Source organism: Actinomadura sediminis (assembly GCF_042675525.1).
Taxonomy (GTDB): domain Bacteria; phylum Actinomycetota; class Actinomycetes; order Streptosporangiales; family Streptosporangiaceae; genus Spirillospora; species Spirillospora sediminis.
On sequence record NZ_JBHTJA010000063.1, the window covers coordinates 16,888 to 39,753 of the forward strand.

Annotated in this window: 20 protein-coding genes; 18 read left to right on the forward strand and 2 right to left on the reverse strand. The window is 71.3% G+C overall.

The window, feature by feature from the left end:
* Positions 1–53: 53 nt before the first annotated feature.
* Positions 54–950, reverse strand: coding sequence for a RecB family exonuclease (locus ACFQ11_RS25435; RefSeq protein WP_378302927.1), 897 nt, complete (start codon positions 948–950; stop codon positions 54–56).
* A 190-nt stretch (positions 951–1,140) separates the two neighbouring features.
* Here ACFQ11_RS25435 and ACFQ11_RS25440 point away from each other — a divergent pair, with 190 nt between their 5' ends.
* The 12 genes from ACFQ11_RS25440 (at position 1,141) to ACFQ11_RS25495 (ending at position 14,876) form a co-directional block, all read left to right on the forward strand.
* Entirely contained in the window at positions 1,141–2,331 is a 1,191-nt protein-coding gene (locus tag ACFQ11_RS25440; protein WP_378302889.1) for a site-2 protease family protein, read from the forward strand.
* Between the two features lie 113 nt (positions 2,332–2,444).
* Complete coding sequence (locus ACFQ11_RS25445; RefSeq protein ID WP_378302891.1) at positions 2,445–3,428, forward strand: tRNA (adenine-N1)-methyltransferase; 984 nt, start codon at positions 2,445–2,447, stop codon at positions 3,426–3,428.
* Between the two features lie 252 nt (positions 3,429–3,680).
* Positions 3,681–5,444 (forward strand): proteasome ATPase, encoded by a 1,764-nt coding sequence (arc, locus tag ACFQ11_RS25450; protein ID WP_378302893.1) that lies wholly within the window; start codon positions 3,681–3,683, stop codon positions 5,442–5,444.
* A gap of 154 nt (positions 5,445–5,598) precedes the next feature.
* Positions 5,599–7,116, forward strand: a complete 1,518-nt coding sequence (gene dop, locus ACFQ11_RS25455; RefSeq protein WP_378302896.1) for a depupylase/deamidase Dop — start codon at positions 5,599–5,601, stop codon at positions 7,114–7,116.
* Positions 7,117–7,405: 289 nt separating this feature from the next.
* Positions 7,406–7,615, forward strand: coding sequence for a ubiquitin-like protein Pup (locus tag ACFQ11_RS25460; protein WP_026401672.1), 210 nt, complete (start codon positions 7,406–7,408; stop codon positions 7,613–7,615).
* Between the two features lie 109 nt (positions 7,616–7,724).
* Complete coding sequence (locus ACFQ11_RS25465; RefSeq protein ID WP_378302899.1) at positions 7,725–8,921, forward strand: endonuclease VII domain-containing protein; 1,197 nt, start codon at positions 7,725–7,727, stop codon at positions 8,919–8,921.
* 157 nt (positions 8,922–9,078) lie between these two features.
* Positions 9,079–9,924, forward strand: coding sequence for a proteasome subunit beta (gene prcB / locus ACFQ11_RS25470; RefSeq protein WP_378302901.1), 846 nt, complete (start codon positions 9,079–9,081; stop codon positions 9,922–9,924).
* 21 nt (positions 9,925–9,945) lie between these two features.
* The gene (prcA, locus tag ACFQ11_RS25475) at positions 9,946–10,695 is read left to right on the forward strand and encodes a proteasome subunit alpha (protein WP_378302929.1); all 750 of its coding nucleotides are present in this window, start codon (positions 9,946–9,948) and stop codon (positions 10,693–10,695) included.
* Between the two features lie 310 nt (positions 10,696–11,005).
* Positions 11,006–12,364 carry a Pup--protein ligase gene (gene pafA, locus ACFQ11_RS25480; protein ID WP_378302903.1) on the forward strand — a complete coding sequence of 453 codons (1,359 nt, stop codon included), beginning with the start codon at positions 11,006–11,008 and terminating at the stop codon, positions 12,362–12,364.
* 201 nt (positions 12,365–12,565) lie between these two features.
* On the forward strand, positions 12,566–13,480 hold the full coding sequence (locus ACFQ11_RS25485) for an FKBP-type peptidyl-prolyl cis-trans isomerase (RefSeq protein WP_378302905.1): 915 nt from the start codon (positions 12,566–12,568) through the stop codon (positions 13,478–13,480).
* 105 nt (positions 13,481–13,585) lie between these two features.
* Positions 13,586–14,332, forward strand: coding sequence for a helix-turn-helix transcriptional regulator (locus ACFQ11_RS25490; RefSeq protein WP_378302907.1), 747 nt, complete (start codon positions 13,586–13,588; stop codon positions 14,330–14,332).
* 31 nt (positions 14,333–14,363) lie between these two features.
* Positions 14,364–14,876 (forward strand): DUF3291 domain-containing protein, encoded by a 513-nt coding sequence (locus ACFQ11_RS25495; RefSeq protein WP_378302909.1) that lies wholly within the window; start codon positions 14,364–14,366, stop codon positions 14,874–14,876.
* A 48-nt stretch (positions 14,877–14,924) separates the two neighbouring features.
* Here the strand turns inward: ACFQ11_RS25495 and ACFQ11_RS25500 are convergent, their stop codons facing one another.
* On the reverse strand, positions 14,925–16,004 hold the full coding sequence (locus ACFQ11_RS25500) for a DUF3866 family protein (protein ID WP_378302911.1): 1,080 nt from the start codon (positions 16,002–16,004) through the stop codon (positions 14,925–14,927).
* Positions 16,005–16,103: 99 nt separating this feature from the next.
* Here ACFQ11_RS25500 and ACFQ11_RS25505 point away from each other — a divergent pair, with 99 nt between their 5' ends.
* The 6 genes from ACFQ11_RS25505 to ACFQ11_RS25530 all read left to right on the forward strand — a co-directional run bounded on the left by ACFQ11_RS25505 (position 16,104) and on the right by ACFQ11_RS25530 (position 22,808).
* On the forward strand, positions 16,104–17,123 hold the full coding sequence (locus ACFQ11_RS25505; protein WP_378302913.1) for a helix-turn-helix transcriptional regulator: 1,020 nt from the start codon (positions 16,104–16,106) through the stop codon (positions 17,121–17,123).
* Complete coding sequence (locus ACFQ11_RS25510) at positions 17,120–18,160, forward strand: helix-turn-helix transcriptional regulator (protein WP_378302915.1); 1,041 nt, start codon at positions 17,120–17,122, stop codon at positions 18,158–18,160. Before ACFQ11_RS25505 ends, ACFQ11_RS25510 begins: the two co-directional genes overlap by 4 nt.
* Positions 18,161–18,297: 137 nt before the next feature.
* Positions 18,298–18,519, forward strand: coding sequence for a hypothetical protein (locus ACFQ11_RS25515; protein ID WP_378302917.1), 222 nt, complete (start codon positions 18,298–18,300; stop codon positions 18,517–18,519).
* A 25-nt stretch (positions 18,520–18,544) separates the two neighbouring features.
* Entirely contained in the window at positions 18,545–18,862 is a 318-nt protein-coding gene (gene tatA / locus ACFQ11_RS25520) for a Sec-independent protein translocase subunit TatA (RefSeq protein ID WP_378302919.1), read from the forward strand.
* A 180-nt stretch (positions 18,863–19,042) separates the two neighbouring features.
* A complete protein-coding gene (tatC, locus tag ACFQ11_RS25525) occupies positions 19,043–19,912 on the forward strand; it encodes a twin-arginine translocase subunit TatC (RefSeq protein ID WP_378302921.1) in 870 nt (289 codons plus the stop codon).
* Positions 19,913–20,015: 103 nt separating this feature from the next.
* Entirely contained in the window at positions 20,016–22,808 is a 2,793-nt protein-coding gene (locus tag ACFQ11_RS25530; RefSeq protein WP_378302923.1) for a DEAD/DEAH box helicase, read from the forward strand.
* Positions 22,809–22,866 lie beyond the last annotated feature (58 nt).

The window sequence follows — 22,866 nt, forward strand, 5'->3', positions numbered from 1 at the left end:
TCTGCGGTCATCCGCAAGAAGGAGACCGCCCCGCCCCGACCGGCCCCCGCGGGCTAGAGGTCGTCGCGCTCCCGCGCCGCGCCGCCAGGGCCCGAAGCGCCCGCGACCTCCGCGCCCTCCCGCTCCGCCGGCGACGGACGCCCCACCGGCACCACCGGCAACGGCGGGGGAGTCCCCCCGAACTCCGGGCACCGCTCCCGGTGATCGCACCAGTCGCACAACCGCCCCTTGCGCGACCGCCACTCCCCGCTGTCCATCGCCCGCCGGATCGCCTGCCACAGCGCCTCCACCTTCCGCTGCGTCGCCCGCAGATCCGCCTCGTCCGGCTCGTACCGCAGCACCTCGCCGTTCCCCAGGTACATCAACTGCAGCAGCCGCGGCACCCGGCCTCGCGACCGCCACAGCACCAACGCGTAGAACTTCATCTGGAACAGCGCCCGCGCCTCGAAATCCGCACGCGGCGCCGTCCCCGTCTTGTAGTCCACGATCCGCACGTCACCGGTCGGCGCCACGTCCACCCGGTCGATGTACCCCCGCAGCTTCAACCCCGAGTCCAGCACCGTCTCCACGAACAGCTCGCGCTCCGCCGGCTCCAGCCGCCGCGGATCCTCCAGCGTGAAGTACCGCTCCACCATCCGCCGCGCCTGCGCCAGCCACTCGCCCCGCTCGGCGTCCCCCGCCTCGCCCTCCGGGAACAGCTCCGCCAGCTCCGGCTCCGACTCCAGCAGCCGCTCCCACTCCGGCCCCAGCATCGCCAGCGCCGCCTCCGGGGTCCGCCCGCCCGTCGGCAGATCGAACAGCCGCTCCAGCACCGCGTGCACCAGCGTCCCCCGCACGGCCGCCGCACTCGGCCGCTCCGGAATCCGATCGATCACCCGGAACCGGTACAACAACGGACACGTCATGAAATCGCCCGCCCGGGACGGCGACAGCGACCCCACCACCGGCACACCGCCCGACCCGCCGTCCCCCGCCCGGGAAGGAGAGGGAACACTCGGGCTGCCTGGGCGCCGGCCACCGGCCTCGGTCGTCGTCATGGCACAGCAGCGTAGGCGACCACCCCGACGAAACCCCGCAACCCCGCGACCCGCACCGCCACCGGACGCACGACCGCCCGAACGGGGCCGTAGCATCGGTGACGTGACACACAGCGCACCCCCGAACCCGGGCAAGACCCCGGCCACCGGCCACGACGACGGCCGCACTGCCCGCCCCGGCCTCTACATCGGCCGGCCCTTCGGCGTCCCCGTCTTCGTCTCGCCCAGCTGGTTCCTGGTCGCCGTCCTCGTCACCGTCATGTTCGAAGGACAGGTCAACGACGTCATCGAACGCCCCGCCAGCTACGCCGTCGCCTTCGCCTACGCCGTCCTCCTCTACGGCTCCGTGTTCGTCCACGAACTCAGCCACGCCGTCACCGCCCGCGTGCTCGGACTCCCCGTCCGCTCCGTCACGCTCCACATCCTCGGCGGCGAGACCTCCATCGAACGCGAAGCCCCCACCCCCGGCCGCGAATTCCTCATCGCCTTCGCCGGCCCCCTCGTCAACCTCGTCCTCGCCGGACTCGGCCTCCTCGCCCACGCCCTCCTGCCCCTCCCCGACGTCGCCCTCCTCCTCGTCGACGCCCTCACCTTCGCCAACCTCCTCGTCGGCGTCTTCAACCTCCTGCCCGGCCTCCCCCTCGACGGCGGCCGCCTCGTCCGCGCCGCCGTCTGGAAGGCCACCGGCCACAGCCGCAGCGGCGCCATCATCGCCGGCTGGGTCGGCCGCGCCGTCGCCATCGCCGCCCTCCTCGCCGGCGCCTACCTCGCCGCCTACCCCGCCTCCGACGAGACCACCGGCGGCGGCACCGGCTTCGGCTGGCTCGCCCTCCTGTGGTCCGCCCTCGTCGCCTCCTTCATCTGGGTCGGCGCCACCCAGGCCATCCGCGCCGAACACGTCCGCGACCGCATCCCCCTGCTGTCCGCCCGCCGCCTCGCCCGCCGCGCCACCCTCGTCACCCCCGACGTCCCCCTCGCCGAAGCCGTCCGCCGCGCCCACGCCGACCACGCCGGCGCCCTCGTCGTCGTCGACCACGACGGCGCCCCCCGCGGCCTCGTCAGCGAGAAGGCCGTCACCGAGACACCCGAACACCGCCGCCCCTGGATCACCGTCGGCGACCTCTCCCGCACCCTCGAACCCGACCACACCCTCCCCGCCGACCTCCGCGGCGAAGCCCTCGTCGAAGCCCTCCGCCGCGCCCCCGCCGCCGAATACCTCCTGCTCGAACCCGACGGCCGCGTCTACGGCGTCCTCGCCGTCACCGACGTCGACCGCACCTTCGCCGGCATCTGACACCCGCCGCCCGACCCGCCGCCCGCCGCCGACGCGCACGGCGCCGCCCCCCCGAGCCGCCCACCCCGGCGGACGGTCAGAACCGCCCCCGCCCGGCGCTAGCCTTGACCCCCATGAGCGAACCCCAGCCCCAAGACGGAGCCCGCACCACCACCGGCCGCATCCCCCACGGCCCCTTCCGTCCCGGAGACCAGGTTCAGCTCACCGACCCCAAGGGCCGCATCAACACCATCACCCTCCAGCCCGGCAAGGAATTCCACTCCCACAAGGGCGCCATCCCCCACGACACCATCATCGGCAGCCCCGAAGGATCCGTCTTCCGCTCCACCGGCGGCGTCGAATACCTCGCCTTCCGCCCCCTCCTCACCGACCACACCCTCCGCATGCCCCGCGGCGCCGCCGTCGTCTACCCCAAGGACGCCGCCCAGATCGTCGCCCAAGCCGACATCTTCCCCGGCGCCCGCGTCGTCGAAGCCGGCGCCGGCTCCGGCGCCCTCAGCTGCTTCCTCCTGCGCGCCGTCGGCGAACACGGCCTCCTCTCCTCCTACGAACGCCGCCCCGACTTCGCCGACATCGCCCGCGGCAACGTCGAACGCTTCTTCGGCGGCCCCCACCCCGCCTGGCGCCTCACCGTCGGATCCCTCGAACACGACCTCGCCGAAACCGAGATCGACCGCGCCGTCCTCGACATGCTCGCCCCCTGGGAATGCATCGACGCCGTCGCCGAGGCCCTCATCCCCGGCGGCATGGTCTGCGCCTACATCGCCACCACCACCCAGATGTCCCGCATCGTCGAAGACCTCCGCGCCCACGGCGCCTTCGCCGAGCCCTACGCCTTCGAGACCATGCTCCGCAGCTGGCACGTCGACGGCCTCGCCGTCCGCCCCGACCACCGCATGGTCGGCCACACCGGCTTCCTCGTCACCGCCCGCCGCCTCGCCGACGGGGTCACCCCGCCCGCCCGCCGGCGCCGCCCCGCCAAGGGTGCCCACCCCGCCCCCGATACGGCCCCGCCCACCACCGCGCCCACCACCGCGCCCGGCGACCCCTCCGGCGACCCGCCCGCCGCCGCGCCCGGCCCCGCCACCGAGTCATAGATCACATCCCGGCGCCCCACCGGCGTGTCGCACCACAACCCGCCGAAACCACCGAACCCCACCCCGACACCCGCCCCGCACACCACAAAACCCCAGGTCCGGCCCGCACTCGGCCACCCACCGGACCACCCCCCGCCCGCCCCCGAAAACCACCCGCACGACACGAGAACCGAATGGGCAGGTTACGGAAGCCCTCCAGATAGGTAGGGTCTCAGTAGGTCGTCGGCTCTCTTCGTGAGGAGGTGACGGGGCGTGGCCGCTCGTGACGATGCTGGGGCGCGCAGAGCGCAGCACGACAAGGAGGTCAAGGACCTCCAAACGCAGATCTCCTTCCTGGAGGAGGAGATCACCGTGCTGCGCCGCAAACTCGCGGAATCCCCGCGCCAAGCACGCGTGCTGGAAGAACGTCTCCATGAGGCACAGGCCAACCTGGCCGCCGTAACCGGTCAGAACGAGCGTCTCGTAGCGACCCTCAAAGAGGCTCGCGAACAGATCGTGGCGCTCAAGGAGGAGGTCGACAGGCTCGCACAACCACCCTCCGGATTCGGGGTCTTCCTCGGAACCCGCGACGACGGAACCGTCGACATCTTCACCGGCGGACGCAAACTCCGCGTCAACGTCAGCCCCGCCGTGGACGTCGAGGAACTCCAGCGCGGCCAAGAGGTCATGCTCAACGAGGCCCTCAACGTCGTCGAAGCACTCGACTTCGAAGAGCAGGGCGAAGTCGTCATGCTCAAGGAACTCTTCGACGACGGAGAACGCGCCCTCGTCATCGCGCACGCCGACGAGGAACGCGTCATCAAGCTCGCCGAACCGCTCCGCGGCGTCCCGCTGCGCGCCGGCGACTCCCTCATGCTCGAGTCCCGCTCCGGCTACGCCTACGAGAAGATCCACAAGGCCGAGGTCGAAGAACTCGTCCTCGAAGAGGTCCCCGACATCTCCTACGACGAGATCGGCGGCCTCGGCGGCCAGATCGAACTCATCCGCGACGCCGTCGAACTGCCCTACCTGCACGCCGACCTGTTCCGCGAACACCAGCTCCGGCCCCCCAAGGGCGTCCTCCTCTACGGACCGCCCGGATGCGGCAAGACCCTCATCGCCAAGGCCGTCGCCAACTCCCTCGCCAAACAGGTCGCCGAGAAGACCGGCAAGGAAGGCAAGAGCTTCTTCCTCAACATCAAGGGACCCGAACTCCTCAACAAGTACGTCGGCGAAACCGAACGCCACATCCGGCTCGTCTTCCAGCGAGCCCGCGAGAAGGCGTCCGCCGGCACCCCCGTCATCGTGTTCTTCGACGAGATGGACTCCATCTTCCGCACCCGCGGCTCCGGAGTCTCCTCCGACGTCGAGAACACCATCGTCCCGCAGCTGCTCAGCGAGATCGACGGAGTCGAAGGCCTCGAGAACGTCATCGTCATCGGAGCGTCCAACCGCGAGGACATGATCGACCCCGCGATCCTGCGCCCCGGACGACTCGACGTCAAGATCAAAATCGAGCGCCCCGACGCCGAGGCCGCCAAGGACATCTTCTCCAAGTACATCCTCACCGGCCTCCCGCTCCACCCCGACGACCTCAAGGAGCACGACGGCTCCGAAGAGGCCACCGTCGACGCCATGATCCAGCGCACCGTCGAACGCATGTACGCCGAGACCGAGGAGAACCGCTTCCTCGAAGTCACCTACGCCAACGGTGACAAGGAAGTCCTCTACTTCAAGGACTTCAACTCCGGCGCCATGATCCAGAACATCGTCGACCGCGCCAAGAAAATGGCCATCAAACAGTTCCTCGACACCGGGCAAAAGGGCATGCGCGTCAACCACCTGCTCGCCGCCTGCGTCGACGAGTTCAGCGAGAACGAGGACCTGCCCAACACCACCAACCCCGACGACTGGGCCCGCATCTCCGGCAAGAAGGGCGAACGGATCGTCTACATCCGCACCCTCGTCTCCGGAACCAAGGGCGCAGAAGCCGGACGCTCCATCGACACCGTCGCCAACACCGGCCAGTACCTCTGACCCGACCCACCACGACCACACGCGCGGCGGCCCCCACCACAAGGGGCCGCCGCGCGCACGTCACCACCATGCGACCACACCCGAACCACGACGAAACCGCCACGACACACCGCCCCCGTGGCTCCACCCCCACCGCCCCGATAGGCTCGACGATATGACTGTTCGGCGGGTGATGGGCATCGAGACCGAGTACGGCATCTCCGTACCGGGCCAGCCAGGGGCCAACGCGATGGTGACCTCCTCCCAGGTCGTCAACGCCTACCTCGCGGCATCGGCGGCGCGCGCCCGCCGGGCCCGCTGGGACTTCGAAGAAGAGAACCCCCTCCGCGACGCCCGCGGGTTCGACCTCGCCCGCGAGGTCGCCGACCCCACCCAGCTCACCGACGAAGACCTCGGCCTCGCCAACATCATCCTCACCAACGGCGCCCGGCTCTACGTCGACCACGCACACCCCGAATACTCCGCACCCGAGTGCACCAACCCCCTCGACGCCGTCATCTGGGACAAAGCCGGAGAACGCGTCATGGCCGACGCCGCCCACCGCGCCGCCATGGTCCCCGGCACCAACCCCATCCAGCTCTACAAGAACAACACCGACAACAAGGGCGCCTCCTACGGCTGCCATGAGAACTACCTCATGCGCCGCGAGACCCCCTTCGCCGACATCGTCCGCCACCTCACCCCCTTCTTCGTCTCCCGCCAGGTCGTCTGCGGCGCCGGCCGCGTCGGCATCGGCGTCGACGGCCGCGGCGACGGCTTCCAGATCAGCCAGCGCGCAGACTTCTTCGAAGTCGAAGTCGGCCTCGAGACCACCCTCAAACGCCCCATCATCAACACCCGCGACGAACCCCACGCCGACCCCGAGAAATACCGGCGCCTCCACGTCATCATCGGCGACGCCAACCTCGCCGAGCTGTCCACCTACCTCAAGCTCGGCACCACCTCCCTCGTCCTCGCCATGATCGAGGACGGCTTCCTCACCACCGACCTCTCGGTCGACATGCCCGTCGCCTCCCTCCGCGCCGTTTCCCACGACCCCTCCTGCAAACACCTGCTCACCCTCCGCGACGGCCGCAAGATGACCGCCGTCCAGCTCCAGATGGAGTACCTCGAGCAGTCCCGCAAGTACGTCGAGGACCGCTTCGGCGCCGACGTCGACGACATGACCAAGGACGTCCTCGACCGCTGGGAGTCGGTCCTGCACCGCCTCGGCGACGACCCCATGCAGCTCTCCCGCGAGCTCGACTGGGTCGCCAAGCTCGCCCTCCTCGAGGGCTACCGCAGCCGCGACGACATCGACTGGTCCCACTCCCGCCTGCACCTCGTCGACCTGCAGTACGCCGACGTCCGCCCCGACAAGGGCCTCTACAACCGGCTCGTCGACCGCGGCCGCATCGAACGCCTCATCACCGAGGACCAGGTCGAGGCCGCCATCGACGACCCGCCCGAGGACACCCGCGCCTACTTCCGCGGCCGCTGCCTCCGCCAGTACGCCGACAACGTCGCAGCCGCGTCCTGGGACTCCGTCATCTTCGACGTCCCCGGCCGCGAGTCCCTCCAGCGCGTCCCCACCCTGGAGCCGCTGCGCGGCACCAAGGAGCACGTGGGCGCCCTCCTGGACCGCTGCCGCACCGCGGAGGCCCTGGTCTCGACCCTGACCGGCCAGGACTGACCTGAGGGCCGCAGGACGGCCACGACCAGTACGTACGCCCGACCCGGCGGCGCAAGCCACCGGGCCGGGCGTACGCGTTCCCGGCGCCCCTTACTATGGCGATGACCTGGGCAAACGGCCGACGTCTCCGGATCGAGGCCGGTATGCCCGTTTCATTGCTCTACGGACGGGCGATAACCCGAGCATGCCCGAAGCCCCCCGCCACGGCGGACGAAACGGACCTCAAGATCCACTCGTCGCCGAAGATCGGGGATAAGGTCGAAGGCAACGGCAGGAGCGGAGGTACGTGATGGCCACAAAGGACACCGGCGGTCAGAAGCAGACCACGCGGCGCACGGACGAGGTCGAGGAGACCGAGGCCACGACCAGCGAAGACGTCCAGGAACGCCACGAGGAACTGACCGACGACGTCGACAACATCCTCGACGAAATCGACGAAGTCCTCGAGGAAAATGCAGAGGAATTCGTCCGTGGATTTGTGCAAAAAGGCGGACAGTGATGGATGAATCGGACATGTCCGACACCATCAAATAATAAAGGCTTTTGAGTTCGCTCGCCGAACTCGAAAGTGTTGTCGAATCATGGGTGGGGCTGATAAGGTCCCACCCATGATTGCTGCAAAGAAGTGCAAGGACTGTGGAAAAGTCAAAGCGGCGACCGAATTCTGGAAGCGTAAGGCTTCTCCGGACGGTCTGGCGCTCTACTGCAGAGACTGCTTCGCTCAGCGGAACTCCGCCTCGTATCGCAAGAAGCAGGCGGCTCTAGGGAAGAAGACGAAAGACTTCCGAAGGCGTCGAGACGATCCTGAGGGGATGAAGTACTGTCCGCGATGCGAGACGGTAAAGGCGATAGAGGAATTCGGTAGCAATCGAAGCAAAAGGTCCGGAAACTCCTCCTACTGCAAGCCCTGCTGGAACACGATCACACGGGAGCACAGAGAGCGCAGGCACGGCAGCAGCCGCAACTATCTTCTCAAGCTTCGGTACGGCGTGACCGAGGAGGAGGTGCGGCAGATGATCGCCCAGCAGGGCGGGATCTGCGTCATCTGCCTGCGTGCCGCTGCGAAGCACGTCGACCATGACCACTTCAGCGGTGCCGTCCGGCGCATTCTGTGCTTCAAGTGCAACGGGGCGCTCGGCCAGTTCGAGGACGAACCGGAGCGCATGCTTCTCGCCGCGGACTACCTCGAGCTGCGCGGCTCTCAGGCTCGGATGCTCGAGAACGAGGTCGGCGGCCCGGTTTTCGGCGGGCCTGATCGTGTGCGTACCGATCCACGTTGGCGGGAGCGGAGAGCGTCGACGAGCAGGCCTCGGCACTACCATCTCCGCCAGAAATACGGCATCACCGACGAGGACGCCGATTGGCTCCTAAGGCGACAGGTCGGTCTGTGCGGGGTCTGTAGTGATCGGCCCGGTGAGCACATCGACCACGACCACAGGACCGGCGCGGTGCGGGGGATCGCCTGCACCGGCTGCAACACCGGAATGGGGCAGTTCGGCGATGACCCGACGACCCTCCGCCGTGCCGCGGACTACGTGATGGGGGAGCTCGTCAAGATGGTGACCACGCCGGACGGGACGACGCGTCTGTCGTTCACGCACCCGGATGTGGATCCGGCGTCCGTCCCGCTGGATGGTTGGAAGCCGTATCGGGACGCGGACGGTGAGCATCGGCGCGGCGACCCGTCCCTCTGGAGCCGGGCGGGGGAGGGGCTCACGCCGCTCGAGGTCCTGGTCCGGGAGATCGTCGCGCGGAGCAGGGCGTCCGGACGGGCGCCGGTTCCCGGCGGCGCGGCTCGCTCCTGAAGGTCTCTCCGCCCCCGCCGGGTCGGCCGGTTCGCCGTGGGCTGACGTGGCGGGGGAGGGCGCGGCATGCAGGGGCGGGCGTTGAACAGTAGGGTCGTACTCGTCCGTGCCGGTGATCTGTGTGGTGCCGGTGCCATGGTGGAGGGAAGGGAGTCGCGTGGCGTCCCACGATTCGCACACCGGGCGTCTGTCGAGCTTGTTCGCGAGCCCGGACACGTCTTCGTTCACGGAGTTCCTGGGGGCGTACTCTCCGGATCTGCTGCCCGGCGGGCGGACGCCGCCGGCGTCGCCGGTCGGGGACGAGATTCCGCACGGGACGACGATCGTGGCGGTGACCTTCCCCGGCGGGGTGGTGATGGCGGGGGACCGGCGGGCGACCGCGGGGAACGTGATCGCGCAGCGCGACATCGAGAAGGTGTTCCGGGCGGACGAGTTCTCGGCGATCGCGATCGCGGGGACGGCCGGGATCGGCATCGAGATGATGCGGTTGTTCCAGGTCGAGCTCGAGCATTACGAGAAGCGCGAGGGCCGGACGCTGTCGGTCGAGGGCAAGGCGAACCGGCTGGCGACGATGGTGCGCCAGAACCTGGGGATGGCGATGCAGGGGCTGGCGGTGGTGCCGTTGTTCGCCGGGTACGACGAGGAGCGGGACGCGGGGCGGATCTTCTCCTACGATCCGGCGGGCGGCCGGTACGAGGAGCGGGACTTCCACTCGATCGGGTCGGGTTCGGTGTTCGCGCGGGGTGCGCTGAAGAAGCTGTTCCGGCGGGATCTGTCGGCGGAGGACGCGGCGCTGGTGTGCGTGCAGGCGTTGTACGACGCGGCGGACGACGATTCGGCGACGGGCGGTCCGGACCTGCCGCGGCGGATCTTCCCGGTGGTGGCGTCGGTGACGTCGGACGGGTACCGCCGGCTCGGTGAGGACGAGGTGGGGGCGCTCGCGCGGTCCGTGGTCGAGGGACGTTACGACTCGCCGGGCGGGCCGACCGCCCCGCTGCGATAGAAGGGATCCAGACCGGTGTCGATGCCGTTCTATGTGTCGCCTGAACAGCAGATGAAGGACAAGGCGGACTATGCGCGGAAGGGTATTTCGCGTGGCCGCAGCGTGGTCGTGCTGCAGTACGACGACGGCATCCTGTTCGTGGCGGACAATCCGTCGCGGGCGCTGCACAAGATCAGTGAGATCTATGACCGGATCGCGTTCGCGGCGGTGGGGAAGTACAACGAGTTCGAGAACCTGCGGCTGGGCGGGGTGCGGTACGCGGACATCAACGGGTACCAGTACGACCGCCGGGACGTGACGGCGCGGGGGCTGGCGAACGTGTACGCGCAGTCGCTGGGGACGATCTTCACGGAGACGAACAAGCCGTACGAGGTGGAGCTGGTCGTCGCGGAGGTCGGTGAGGACGCGGAGACGGACCAGATCTACCGGTTGACGTTCGATGGGTCGGTGGCCGACGAGCACGGTTACGTGGCGATGGGCGGTCAGGCGGACGCGGTGGCGCAGGCGCTGAAGGACGAGTTCCGTGAGGGGGCTTCGTTGGAGGAGGCGTTGCGGACGGCGGTGCGTGCGCTGGAGGCGCAGGATTCGGATCGTCATCTGGAGGCGTCGTCGCTGGAGGTGGCGGTGCTGGATCGGAATCGGGAGCATCGCCTGTTCAAGCGTTTGGCGGCGCGGCGGATCGAGGGGCTGCTGGCGGAGGGTTCGTCCGGGTCGTCGGGTGGTGAGGACGAGGCCGGGTCGTCGTCGGAGGGTTCGTCCGGCGAGGACTGATCCTCGGTCCGGTGGCCGTGGTGGTCTGGGCGCCGTGGGTGTTCGCGCGTGCGGCCGGTCCCGTGCCGGGGGCGTTCGCGCGGTTCGGGGCCGGTTCGGGGTCCGGGTGCGGGGGGGCGCGCGGGGTTCGGTGTGGCCGGGTGCCGTGAGTGGTCGTGGGCCCGTCGGGGTGGTGCGGTGTGGTGCCGTGTCGCCGTGGCGGGCCTTCGGTGTGCCTGGGATGTGCGGGAGGGGTGTGCGGGGCGGGGTGCCGGGAACCTTGTCCATCCGGAGACTACGAAGTTCGGTTCGGGGCGCATAGGGTCGTGGTGTGGACAGGCGCATCTTCGGGCTAGAGAACGAGTACGGCGTCACTTGCACGTTCCGTGGGCAGCGGCGGCTGTCTCCGGACGAGGTGGCGCGTTATCTGTTCCGGCGGGTGGTCTCGTGGGGGCGCAGCAGCAACGTGTTCCTGCGGAACGGGGCGCGGTTGTACCTGGATGTGGGGAGTCATCCGGAGTACGCGACGCCGGAGTGCGACAGTGTCGTCGATCTCGTGACGCACGACAAGGCGGGGGAGCGGATCCTGGAGGGTCTGCAGGTGGACGCGGAGCGGCGGTTGCGGGAGGAGGGCATCGCCGGCGACATCTACCTGTTCAAGAACAACACGGATTCGGCGGGGAACTCGTACGGCTGCCATGAGAACTATCTGGTGGGGCGGCATGGGGAGTTCGGCCGGCTGGCGGATGTGCTGATTCCGTATCTGGTGACGCGGCAGATCGTGTGTGGTGCGGGGAAGGTGCTGCAGACGCCGCGGGGTGCGGTGTATTGCGTGTCGCAGCGTGCGGAGCACATCTGGGAGGGCGTGTCGTCGGCGACGACGCGGTCTCGTCCGATCATCAATACGCGGGACGAGCCGCACGCGGATGCGGAGCGGTTCCGGCGGCTGCATGTGATCGTCGGTGACTCGAACATGAGCGAGGCGACGATGCTGCTGAAGGTCGGTGCGACCGACCTGGTGCTGCGGATGATCGAGGCCGGGGTGGTGATGCGTGATCTGACGCTGGAGAACCCGATCCGGGCGATCCGGGAGGTCAGTCATGACATGACGGGCCGGCGGAAGGTGCGGCTGGCGAACGGCCGGGAGGCGAGTTCGCTGGAGATCCAGAAGGAGTACTTCGTCAAGGCGCGGGATTTCGTGGACGCGCGGGGCGGTGACGCGACGGCGAAGCGGGTGCTGGATCTGTGGGAGCGGACGCTGCGGGCGGTGGAGACCGGGGATCTGGACCTGGTGTCGCGGGAGATCGACTGGGTGATGAAGTACCAGCTGATCGAGCGGTATCGGCGGAAGTACGATCTGCCGTTGTCGTCGCCGCGGGTGGCGCAGCTGGATCTGACGTATCACGATGTGCATCGTGATCGGGGTCTGTATTACCTGCTGGAGCGGCGTGGTGGCGCGGAGCGGGTCACGCGGGATCTGGACATTTTCGAGGCGAAGTCGGTTCCGCCGCAGACGACGCGGGCGCGGTTGCGGGGTGAGTTCATCCGTAAGGCGCAGGAGAAGCGGCGTGATTTCACGGTGGACTGGGTGCATCTGAAGTTGAACGATCAGGCGCAGCGGACGGTGCTGTGCAAGGATCCGTTCCGGTCGGTGGACGAGCGGGTCGACAAGCTGATCGCGGGCATGTAGCGGGTGCCGCGGGGTGGTCGGCGGGGCCTGCGGTGCGGGGTTCCGGGTGGCCGGGTGTGCTTGCGGCGGTGTGGTCGGGTGCGTCCGGGATGTCGGGCGCGCCCGGGCCTACTGGCGGGTCACTTTGGCGGTAGGGTGAGCGGCCAGCAGCGCTCGTCACCCCCGTGAAGGACCCGTATGCGCCGTCGTCGTCTTTCGGTCGTGTCCGCCGCCGTCGTGGTGTCCGTTCCGCTTGTCTTCGCGTCGTCGTGCTCGTTGTTCGGCGGCGGGGTGGACGTGTCGGTCAGCGGGGAGTTCGGGAAGGTTCCGGAGGTGGAGTTCCCGGACGGCGGTCCGGGGGATTCGCTGGCGGTGGAGACCCTGGAGGACGGGGACGGGGCCGAGGCCCGCAAGGGTGATCTGGTGGTGGCCGATTATGTCGGTTACCGGTGGAACGACGATGAGCGCAAGCTCGTGGCGAGCAGTTACGCGGAGGGCGAGCCGGGGGTGTTCCCGACGGGGACGGTGGTTCCGGGGCTCGCGGAGGCGCTGGTGGGGGCGAGTCCGGGGGCGCGTGTGGTGGCGCGGATTCCGCCGGAGAAGGGTTTCGGGGAGAAGGGCGATTCCCGGCATCGGGTGGGGCCGGGCGACACGCTGGTGTACGTGCTGGACGTGCGGGGCGTGTACGGGAAGTCGGCCGCGGTGGAGGGGGAGCCGCGGGAGCAGGGGGATCCGCGGTTGCCGAAGGTCGGGGAGGCGGTGCCCGGGCAGGTGCCGGTGGTGACGATGCCGCGGGGTGCGGCGCCGGGGAAGCTGCAGGCGGTGACGCTCGTGCAGGGCGAGGGGCCCGAGGTGAAGGGCGGGCAGCTCGTCGCGCTGCAGTACGCGGGGTATTTCTGGCGTAACGGGCAGGTGTTCAATTCGTCGTGGGGTGAGGGGCATCCGGCGGCGGTGACGATCGGTACCGGTGAGGTGCTGAAGGGGTGGGACGAGGCGCTGGTGGGGCGCCGGGTCGGCAGCCGGATGCTGCTGGTGGTGCCGCCGTCGCTGGGTTACGGGGCGAAGGGGTTGCCGCAGTACGGGATCCGGGGTGACGACACGCTGGTGTTCGTGGTGGAGCTGCTCGGGGTCCATTGAGGTTCGCACCGGGGTTCACATCGGGGTTTCGCCGGGGTGGCGGGCGCCGGCCGGTGGTGCCGCCTGTTCTCTAAAAACCATGTCCGCTGTTCCTAGACTGGCGGTGTGGAGGACATCGAGGCGATCGCGCTGCTGCAGGATCCGGTGCGGCGGCGGCTGTACGAGTTCGTGGCCGCGCGGGGCCGGGAGGTGGGCCGCAACGAGGCGGCGGAGGCGCTGGGGCTGGGGCGGACGCTGGCGGCGTTCCATCTGGACAAGCTGGTGGACGCGGGTCTGCTGGAGGCGGGCAGCCGGCGGTTGACGGGCCGTTCGGGGCCGGGGGCGGGCCGTCCGGCGAAGGTGTACCGGCGGTCGGCGGCGGAGCGCGGGGTGTCGGTTCCGGCGCGGGATTACGGGACGGCGGCGTCGCTGCTGGCGGAGGCCGCGGAGGCGGCGGGTCTGGACGGGGAGTTGCAGGCCGCGGCGCGTCGGCGGGGGCGTTCGCTGGCCGCGGCGGACGGTGCGTGCGGTGATCTGGCGGAGGTGGTGCGGGTTCTCGCGCGGCGCGGTTATGAGCCGGTGCGCGAGGAGGCCGGGGGTGCGGGGCAGGACGGCCGGGACGGGCGGGACGGGCGGGACGGGCCCGAGGGGTGCGCCGAGGGCGGCGGGGCGGTCGTCCGGATGCGCAACTGCCCGTTCGGTGCGGTGGCCGAGGCGTTCCCGCCGCTGGTCTGCGGGATGAATGTGGCGCTGCTCGAGGGGATGACGGAGGGGGTCCGGGGGATGCGGGTGCGGATGGACGCGCGTCCGGGGTGGTGCTGCGCGGTCGTGGAGGAGTCGCCGCCCGCCCCTTCTAAAAACAATGAACGTTGACATAGAAGCGGGGGCGTGGTGAGGTGATCCCATGACGGACGATCACCGCACCGCGCACGCCCCCGCCCGGGCCGGGAGCCCGGCCCACCACCTCGCCCAGTTCAACGTGGCGACCCTGCACTTCCCCCTGGACGATCCGCGGATGGCGCCGTTCGTGGAGCTGCTGGACCCCGTGAACGCCCTCGCCGACGCCGCGCCCGGGTTCGTGTGGCGGCTGGTGGAGGACGGTCGGCCGGACGCCACCGGGATGCGCCCGGCCGGCGACGACGTGATCGTCAACTTCTCGGTGTGGGAGTCGGCGGAGTCGCTGTGGGACTTCGTGTACAAGTCCCCGCACCTGGAGACGATGCGGCGCCGCCGCGAATGGTTCCGGCGGCACGCCGAAGCGCACCTCGTGCTGTGGTGGATCCCGGCCGGGCACGTCCCGACGGTGGACGAGGCGATGGAGCGGCTGGCGCTGCTGCGCGCGGAGGGCCCGTCGCCGCGGGCGTTCACGTTCGCGTCGTCGTTCACCGCCGAGGAGGCCGGGCTCGCGCCGGTGTGAGCCCGGCCCCCGGGGAACGCGGCGGAACGTCCGGCGCGCCCGGCCCGGTCAGAGCAGCGCGGCGGTGTGGCGGCCGGCGGCGGCCGCGGTGAGGAAGTAGGCGAGGTCCTCGTCGAGGCGGCGGCCCATGGTGGACAGCCGGACGCCCCAGTCCTGTTCCGCGCCGGCGAGGACGTCGCGGAGGCCGTCGACGGCGACGGGAACGAGCGCGTGCCGGTCCCCGAGCGGGGCGGCCTGCGCCGCGACGCGGGCGCCGAACTCGCCGCCCAGCTCGGGGACGGGCACGTCGGCGCGGGCGAGGGCGACGCGCCCGTAGGCGGTGAGGGAGTGGTGGGAGACGCCGATGTGGCGTTCCCGCCTGTCGCCCTCGCTGACCCGCAGCGACGCGACGGGCCGCCCCCCGAGGACGGACGCGGCGTTGACGGCCTCGCCCGCGGACACGCCCGAGAACCCCCAGCGGGTGCCGGTGCCGAGGTTCCCCGGTCCCTGCGCGAGGACGACGACCTCGGCGTCCAGGACCAGCCGCGCCGCGAGCAGCGCCGTGTGGACGGTGACCGCCTCGAGGTCGCCGCCGAACGCCTGCCCGGCGGTGACGGTCGCCGCGAGGGCGCCCGCGTCCTTGAGCCGGGCGATCGACATGGAGAACCAGGACGGCAGCGCGCCCCCGTCGGGCATCACGTACACGACGCGGGTGCCGGGCCGGGCGGCGAGGAGCCCGGCGAGGATCGGCGGCAGCGCGGAGTGCAGGTCGGCGACGACGACGGGCGCGCCGCCGAGGGAGTCGGCGTCGCGCAGGACGTCGTGGTGGGGGGAGTCCTGCTCGTCGGCGCCGAGGACCGTGGCCTGCAGGGGGGTGTAGCGGGCCTTCACGAGGTGGCCGGGCCCGGACGGGTCGGGGGGGAGCCGGTCGGGGATCGCGACGACCATCGCGTAGCCGCCGGTGCCGAGGCCCATCGCCAAGGCCGTAGTGTTGAGCAGGACGGTGTCGCCGGGTTCGGGACGCCCCACCAGCGCGGGATACGCCAGGGCGCGGTGCGCGCCGTCGCCCCCGATCTCGACGTCGAGTTCGACCGCCCCCGGCCATTCGCGTCGGATGCCCTCAACTGTGCCTTTACGCCATCGGATCACACTGGGAAACGGTAGCGTCCTCAGGTGACGGGCGTGGGGGCGTTCGGGCCCGTGCACGGGGTTCCCGGGGGCTTCACGGAGCGAAGAGGTGGTGGCGAAGTGTCGCGGCGCAAGACCGAGCGCCTGCTGAATCTGGTGGTCTGCCTGCTCGCCACCCGGCGTTATCTGACCGCGGAGCAGATCCGCCGGGCGGTGCCGGGGTATCCGGACTCCGACGAGGCGTTCAAGCGGATGTTCGAGCGCGACAAGGAAGAGTTGCGCGAGTTGGGCGTTCCGCTGGAGGTCGGCAGTGACCTGCAGGGCGGCGGGGGCGAGGAGATCGGGTACCGGATCCCGCCGCAGGACTACGAGCTGCCCGACGTGCACCTGACGCCCGACGAGGCGGCGGTGCTGGGCCTGGCGGCCCGGGTGTGGCAGCGGGCGAGCCTGGCGGAGGCGGCGTCGGGGGCGCTGCTGAAGCTGCGGGCGGCGGGCGTGGAGACCGACGCGTCGGCCGCCGTCGGGATCGAGCCGCGCGTGGACACCGGCGAGCCGGCGTTCCAGGCCCTCTGGGAGGCGGTCCGGGACCGGCGGCCGGTCGCGTTCGACTACCGGGCGATCGGGCGGACGTCGGTGACCCGCCGCCACCTGGAGCCGTGGGGCGTCGTCAGCAGGCGGGGACGCTGGTACGTGGTCGGGTTCGACCGGGACCGCGACGAGGAGCGGGTGTTCCGGCTGAGCCGCATCGACGGGGAGGTCGCCGCCGACGGCCCGGCCGGGTCGGTGACGGTCCCGGACGGCGTCGACGTGCGGCGGATCGCTTTCGACCGCGGCGAGGCGGTCACCGAGCCGCGCCCGGCGACGGTGCGGCTGCGGGCGGGCGCCGCGCAGGGTCCCCGCCGGTGGGCGCGCGACGTGCGGCCCTCCGGCGACGGCGCGTGGGACGAGGCGGTCCTGACGTTCCGGGACGTGGAGCGGTTCGCGCCGTACCTGGCGCGGTTCGCCGACGACCTGGTCGTGCTGGACCCGCCGGACCTGCGGGACGCGGTGATCCAGCAGCTGAAGTCGGTGCTGGCCGCCGGGGAACCGGACCGGGCCGGCGGCGGGGAGACCGAGGAGGGGACGGTGCGCGCGCGATGACGGCCAAGACCGGCAGGACCGGCAGGAGCACCGGGCCCGCCGCCCGGCAGCAGGCGGCGGCGTCGACGGGGCGGCTCGCGCGGCTGCTCGCGCTCGTCCCGTACGTCGTCAACCGCGACACCGTCGCGCTCGAGGAGGCCGCGGCGGCGTTCGGGGTCACCGAGAAGCAGCTGATCGACGACCTGAACCTGCTGTGGTGCGTGGAGCTGCGCGCGCCCGACCCGTACTGCCCGATCGACCTGTCCTACGAGGGCGGCGAGATCACCGTGGCGGAGGCCGAGTCGATCGCGCGGCCGCTGCGGCTGAAGGTCGACGAGGCCAGCGCGCTGCTGGTGGCGCTGCGGATGCTCGCCGAGATCCCCGACCTGCACGACCGGGACGCGCTCAGCCGCGTCATCGCGAAGCTGGAGACCGCGGCGGGCGCGGCGGCGGTGCCGAGCGCGCAGGTCGCCGTCCAGGTCGACGCCCGCGACGTCGCCGCGGGAGGCGGGCCCGGCGCCCGCACGGTGCTCGGGACGCTGCGGGACGCCGTCGCGTCGCGCAGCCGCGTGCACCTGGCGTACTACGTGCCGGCGCGTGACGAGAACACCGAGCGGGACGTCGACCCGATGCGGCTGCTGGTGGTGGAGGGCAACACCTACCTCGAGGGGTGGTGCCGCCGCGCGGAGGCGGTGCGGCTGTTCAAGCTCGACCGCATCACCGCCCTGACGGTGCTGGACGAGCCCGCCGAGGTCCCCGACCACGCCGAGCCGATCGACGTCGACGCCGGGCTGTTCCGGCCGTCCCCGCAGGACGTGCGGGTGACGCTGGAGCTGACGCCCCGCGGCCGCTGGGTCGCCGACTACTACCCGTGCGAGAGCGTCGAGGAACTGGGGGAGGGGCGGCTGCGGGTGGTGCTGCCGACGCCCGACACCCGCTGGGTGCGGGGCCTCGCGCTGCGGCTCGGCGACCAGGGCCGCGTCGTGGCGCCCGCGTCCGCCGCCGACGGCGTCGGCGACGACGCCGCCCGGGCCCTCGCGCAGTACGGCCTGGGCTGACCCGCCCGCCGCGACGCCCGCGCCGCCGCCCGGGCCGCGGGCGGCGGCGCGGACGGCGGCGCGGCACCGTGCGGAGACCGCCGTTCCGGGGCCGCCCCGTGCTGAAGGTCCCGCGGGGATCGGCTACGGTGGCGGGCGTGGCGTGGGTAGCGGTTTCGGTGACGGCGGGCTTCGTCGGCCTGGCCGTGCTCGCCTACTGCGCGTTCAAGGTGTACCTGGGCGTGCGGCGGTTCGGACGTGAACTCGAGCGCACCAGATCACGGCTGGCGCCGAAACAGTCGGCGCTGCGGGATGAACTCTCCCGACTCGAGGGATCTCGGGCGCCACAAGCGCGCGAAGACGGCGTACGATCGTCGTGAGGACCCCTGCTGAAGAGGATTTGTCATGGCTGGACTTGGCACGACCGAAATTCTGATCATCCTGGCGGTGGTACTGCTGCTGTTCGGGTCGGCGAAGCTGCCGCAGCTCGCCCGGTCGCTGGGCAAGTCCGCCCGGATCCTGAAGGCCGAGACCAAGGGCCTGCACGACGACGACGATGACGACGGCCGCGACACCCGCCAGGCGCAGGCGTCGCAGCAGCAGGACGCCCCCGCGGAGGCGCCCGGCGCGCAGCAGAGCGCGCGGAGCCCGCAGGCGCTCGCGTCCGGTGAGCCGCTGCGGGGCGTCCCGGTGTCGGACCCGGGCCAGGTCCGCAAGCACTGATCCGGCGGCGGCGCGCGGTATCGCGGCGAGCACCACGCAGCGGACATCACGCAGCGAGCATCACCGCGGCGGACATCACCGCACCGCACCGCGCCGCCCCGCCCGCGGCGGCCGCCGCCCTCACGCCGAGGGCCGCCGCCGCGCCCACCCCCGGACCGAACACGAGCCCGAAAGCCGACGATGAAGCTGAGCAGGCGCACCGCCGCACCCGACGGCCGCATGCCGCTCATGGAGCATCTCCGTGAGCTGCGCAACCGGCTGGTCAAGGCGATCCTGGGCCTGGTGGCCGGTGCGATCATCGGCTGGATCTTCTTCGACCCCATCTGGGACTGGCTGAAGCAGCCCTACACGCGGATCCCGACCGAGCACTGCCTCGACGGCAAGTGCGACCTGGTCGTGCACGGCCCCTTCGAGGGGTTCTTCGTGCACCTGAAGGTCGCGCTGATGATCGGCACGGTGCTGTCGTCGCCGGTGTGGCTGTACCAGCTGTGGGCGTTCGTCGCGCCCGGCCTGTACCGGCGGGAACGGCGCTGGACGTACACGTTCATGGCGGTGGCCGTGCCGCTGTTCCTCGCCGGCGGCGCCCTGGCCTACCTGACGATGGACAAGGGCCTGCAGATCCTCATCGGGCTCGCGCCGGGCGACACCATCGTCCTCATCGGCATCCAGGATTACCTGAGCTACGCCCAGGCGATGCTGTTCATCTTCGGGCTGACGTTCGAGCTGCCGCTGTTCGTGGTGATCCTGAACCTGGCGGGCGTGCTGACCCACGAGCGGATCCGCAAGTCCCGCCGGATGCTGTGGTTCGGGGTGTTCGTGTTCGCCGCGATCGCCACCCCCAGCCAGGACCCGTTCACCATGCTCGCCCTGGCCCTCCCCACGATCGTGCTGTTCGAGATCGCCGAGGTGATCGCGTACCTGCACGACCGGCGGCTCGCCGCGCGCCCCGACCCGTACGCGGAACTGTCCGACGACGAGGCGGCCCCGCTGGACCTCGAGGCGATCGACGCCGAACTGGAGAAGGGCGGCGGCCGCGGCCGCGGCCGCTGACCCCGGCCCGGCCCGGCGCGCGCCCGTCCCACCCGCGCGCCCGCCGGAATCCGGTTCGTTATGGATTGGGAATCGGGCCGGTCGAAACCGTAGGCTCGAAGACATGACCTCCCCCGACACCACGTCGACCGGGCGGAAGGCCGAGGAGCGGCCCGGGGACTCCCCGGCCTCCCGGTACGCCGCCTACCGCAGGCGCACCGCCGGGTACGGCCCCGCCCTGCTGGACTTCCGCACCCTGTACGACTTCGAGCTGGACGCCTTCCAGCTGCGGGCGTGCCAGGCGCTGGAGGACGGCAGCGGCGTCCTCGTCGCGGCGCCCACCGGCTCCGGCAAGACCGTCGTCGGGGAGTTCGCCGTCCACCTCGCGCTGACCGGCGGCGGCAAATGCTTCTACACCACGCCGATCAAGGCGCTCTCGAACCAGAAGTACGCCGACCTCGTCCGCCGCTACGGGCCCGAGAAGGTCGGGCTGCTCACCGGCGACAACAGCGTCAACGGCGAGGCGCCCATCGTCGTGATGACCACCGAGGTGCTGCGCAACATGCTGTACGCGCAGTCCCCGACCCTCGCCGGGCTGGCGTTCGTCGTGATGGACGAGGTGCACTACCTCGCCGACCGGTTCCGCGGCGCCGTCTGGGAAGAGGTGATCATCCACGTTCCCGACTCGGTGCGGATCGTGGCGCTGTCGGCGACCGTCAGCAACGCCGAGGAGTTCGGCGAATGGCTGCAGGCCGTGCGCGGCGAGACCGCCGTCGTCGTCGACGAGCACCGGCCCGTCCCGCTCTTCCAGCACATGCTCGTCGGCACCTACCTGCACGACCTGTTCGTCGACACCGGCAAGGGCGAGAACCGGCAGGCCCGCCTCAACCCCAGGCTGACCCGCATGGCCGTGGAGGAGGTGCGCCGCGCCAAGGTCAACCAGGGCCGCCGCACCGGGCGGCGCCGCGCGCCCCGCCCGCAGCGGTACCGGCCCCCGGCCCGCCCGGACGTCATCGAGCGGCTCGACCGCGCCGGGCTCCTCCCCGCGATCACGTTCATCTTCTCCCGCGCCGGGTGCGACGCCGCCGTCCAGCAGTGCCTCGCCGCCGGGATCCGGCTCACCTCCAGGGAGGAGTCGGAGGAGATCCGCGCGCACGCCGAGCTGCGCACCGCCGACATCCCCCCGGCCGACCTGCGGGTCCTCGGCTACGACGACTTCCTCGCCGCGCTGGAGCGGGGCGTCGCCGCCCACCACGCCGGGATGCTCCCCACGTTCAAGGAGATCGTCGAGGAGCTGTTCACCCGCGGGATGATCAAGGCGGTGTTCGCCACCGAGACGCTCGCGCTCGGCATCAACATGCCCGCCCGCACCGTCGTGATCGAGAAGCTCGACAAGTGGAACGGGGAGGCGCACGTCGACCTCACCCCCGGCGAGTTCACCCAGCTCACCGGACGCGCCGGGCGGCGCGGCATCGACGTCGAGGGCCACGCCGTCGTGGTGTGGGCGCCCAACGTCGACCCGGCGTCCGTCGCGGGCCTCGCCGGCGCCCGCACCTACCCGCTGAACTCCAGCTTCCGCCCGTCCTACAACATGGCCGTCAACCTCGTCGGCGCCGTCGGGATCGAACGGGCCCGCACCCTCCTCGAAGAGTCGTTCGCGCAGTTCCAGGCCGACCGCGCCGTCGTCGGCCTCGCCCGGCAGGTCCACAAGAACGAGGAGGCCCTCGCCGGGTACGCGGAGGCCGCGCGGTGCCACCTCGGCGACTTCATGGAGTACGCGGCGCTGCGCAGGCGGCTGTCGGACCGGGAGGCGCAGTTGTCGCGGGAACGGTCGGCGTCCCGCCGCGCCGAAGCCGCCAAGTCCCTCGAGCGGCTCCGCCCCGGCGACGTGATCCTCGTGCCGTCCGGGCGCCGCTCCGGCCTCGCCGTCGTCCTCGACCCCGGCCTCGGCCGCCGCTCCGACGGGCCCGCGCCGCTCGTGCTCACCGTGAACCGGTCCGTTCAGCGGCTGTCGATCCAGGACTTCCCCCGCGCCGTCGAACCCGTCGAGCGGGTCCGCATCCCCAAGTCGTTCAGCCCCCGCAACCCGCAGGACCGCCGCGACCTCGCCGCCACCCTCCGCAACAAGGTCCCCGACGACGCGCGGGAGCGCAGGCGGTCCCGCGGCGACTCCGCCGCCGCCGACGACGCCGAGATCGCCGCGCTGCGCGCCGAACTGCGCCGCCACCCCGTGCACGGCTGCGACGAACGCGAGCAGCACGCCCGCTGGGCCGAGCGGTACCACCGTCTCGACCGCGAGACCGCGCAGCTGCGGCGCCGCGTCGAGGGCCGCTCCCAGGTCATCGCCCGCACCTTCGACCGGGTCTGCGCCGTCCTGGAACAGCTCGGCTACCTGCACAACGGCGAGGTCACCGGCGAAGGCCGCCGCCTCGGGCGGATCTACAACGAGCTCGACCTGCTGACGGCCGAGAGCCTCCGCGCCGGACTGTGGGACGGCCTCGACCACGCCGAACTGGCCGCGTGCGTGTCGGCGCTGGTGTACGAGTCGCGGCGCGACGACGACACCGGCCCGCACCGCGCCCCGTCCGGCCGCGCCGAGGACGCCCTCGACGCGATGGTGCGGCTGTGGGGCGAACTGGACGCCGTCGAGCGCGACAACCGCGTGTCGTTCCTGCGCGAACCCGATCTCGGGTTCGCGTGGACGGCGTACCGGTGGGCCAAGGGCGACGACCTCGACGAGGTGCTGCTCGCGAGCGACATGACCGCCGGCGACTTCGTCCGCGCCGTCAAGCAGCTCCTCGACCTGCTCGGGCAGGTCGCCGACGCGTCCCCCGCCAACGGGCACGTCCGCAAGACGGCCCGCCGCGCGATGGACGCGATGCGCCGCGGCGTCGTCGCCTACTCGTCGGTGACCTGACGGCGCGTCCCGCGCCCGCCGGGGCGGTCACTCCGCCGCGGCGCCGCGGGCGCGGGCG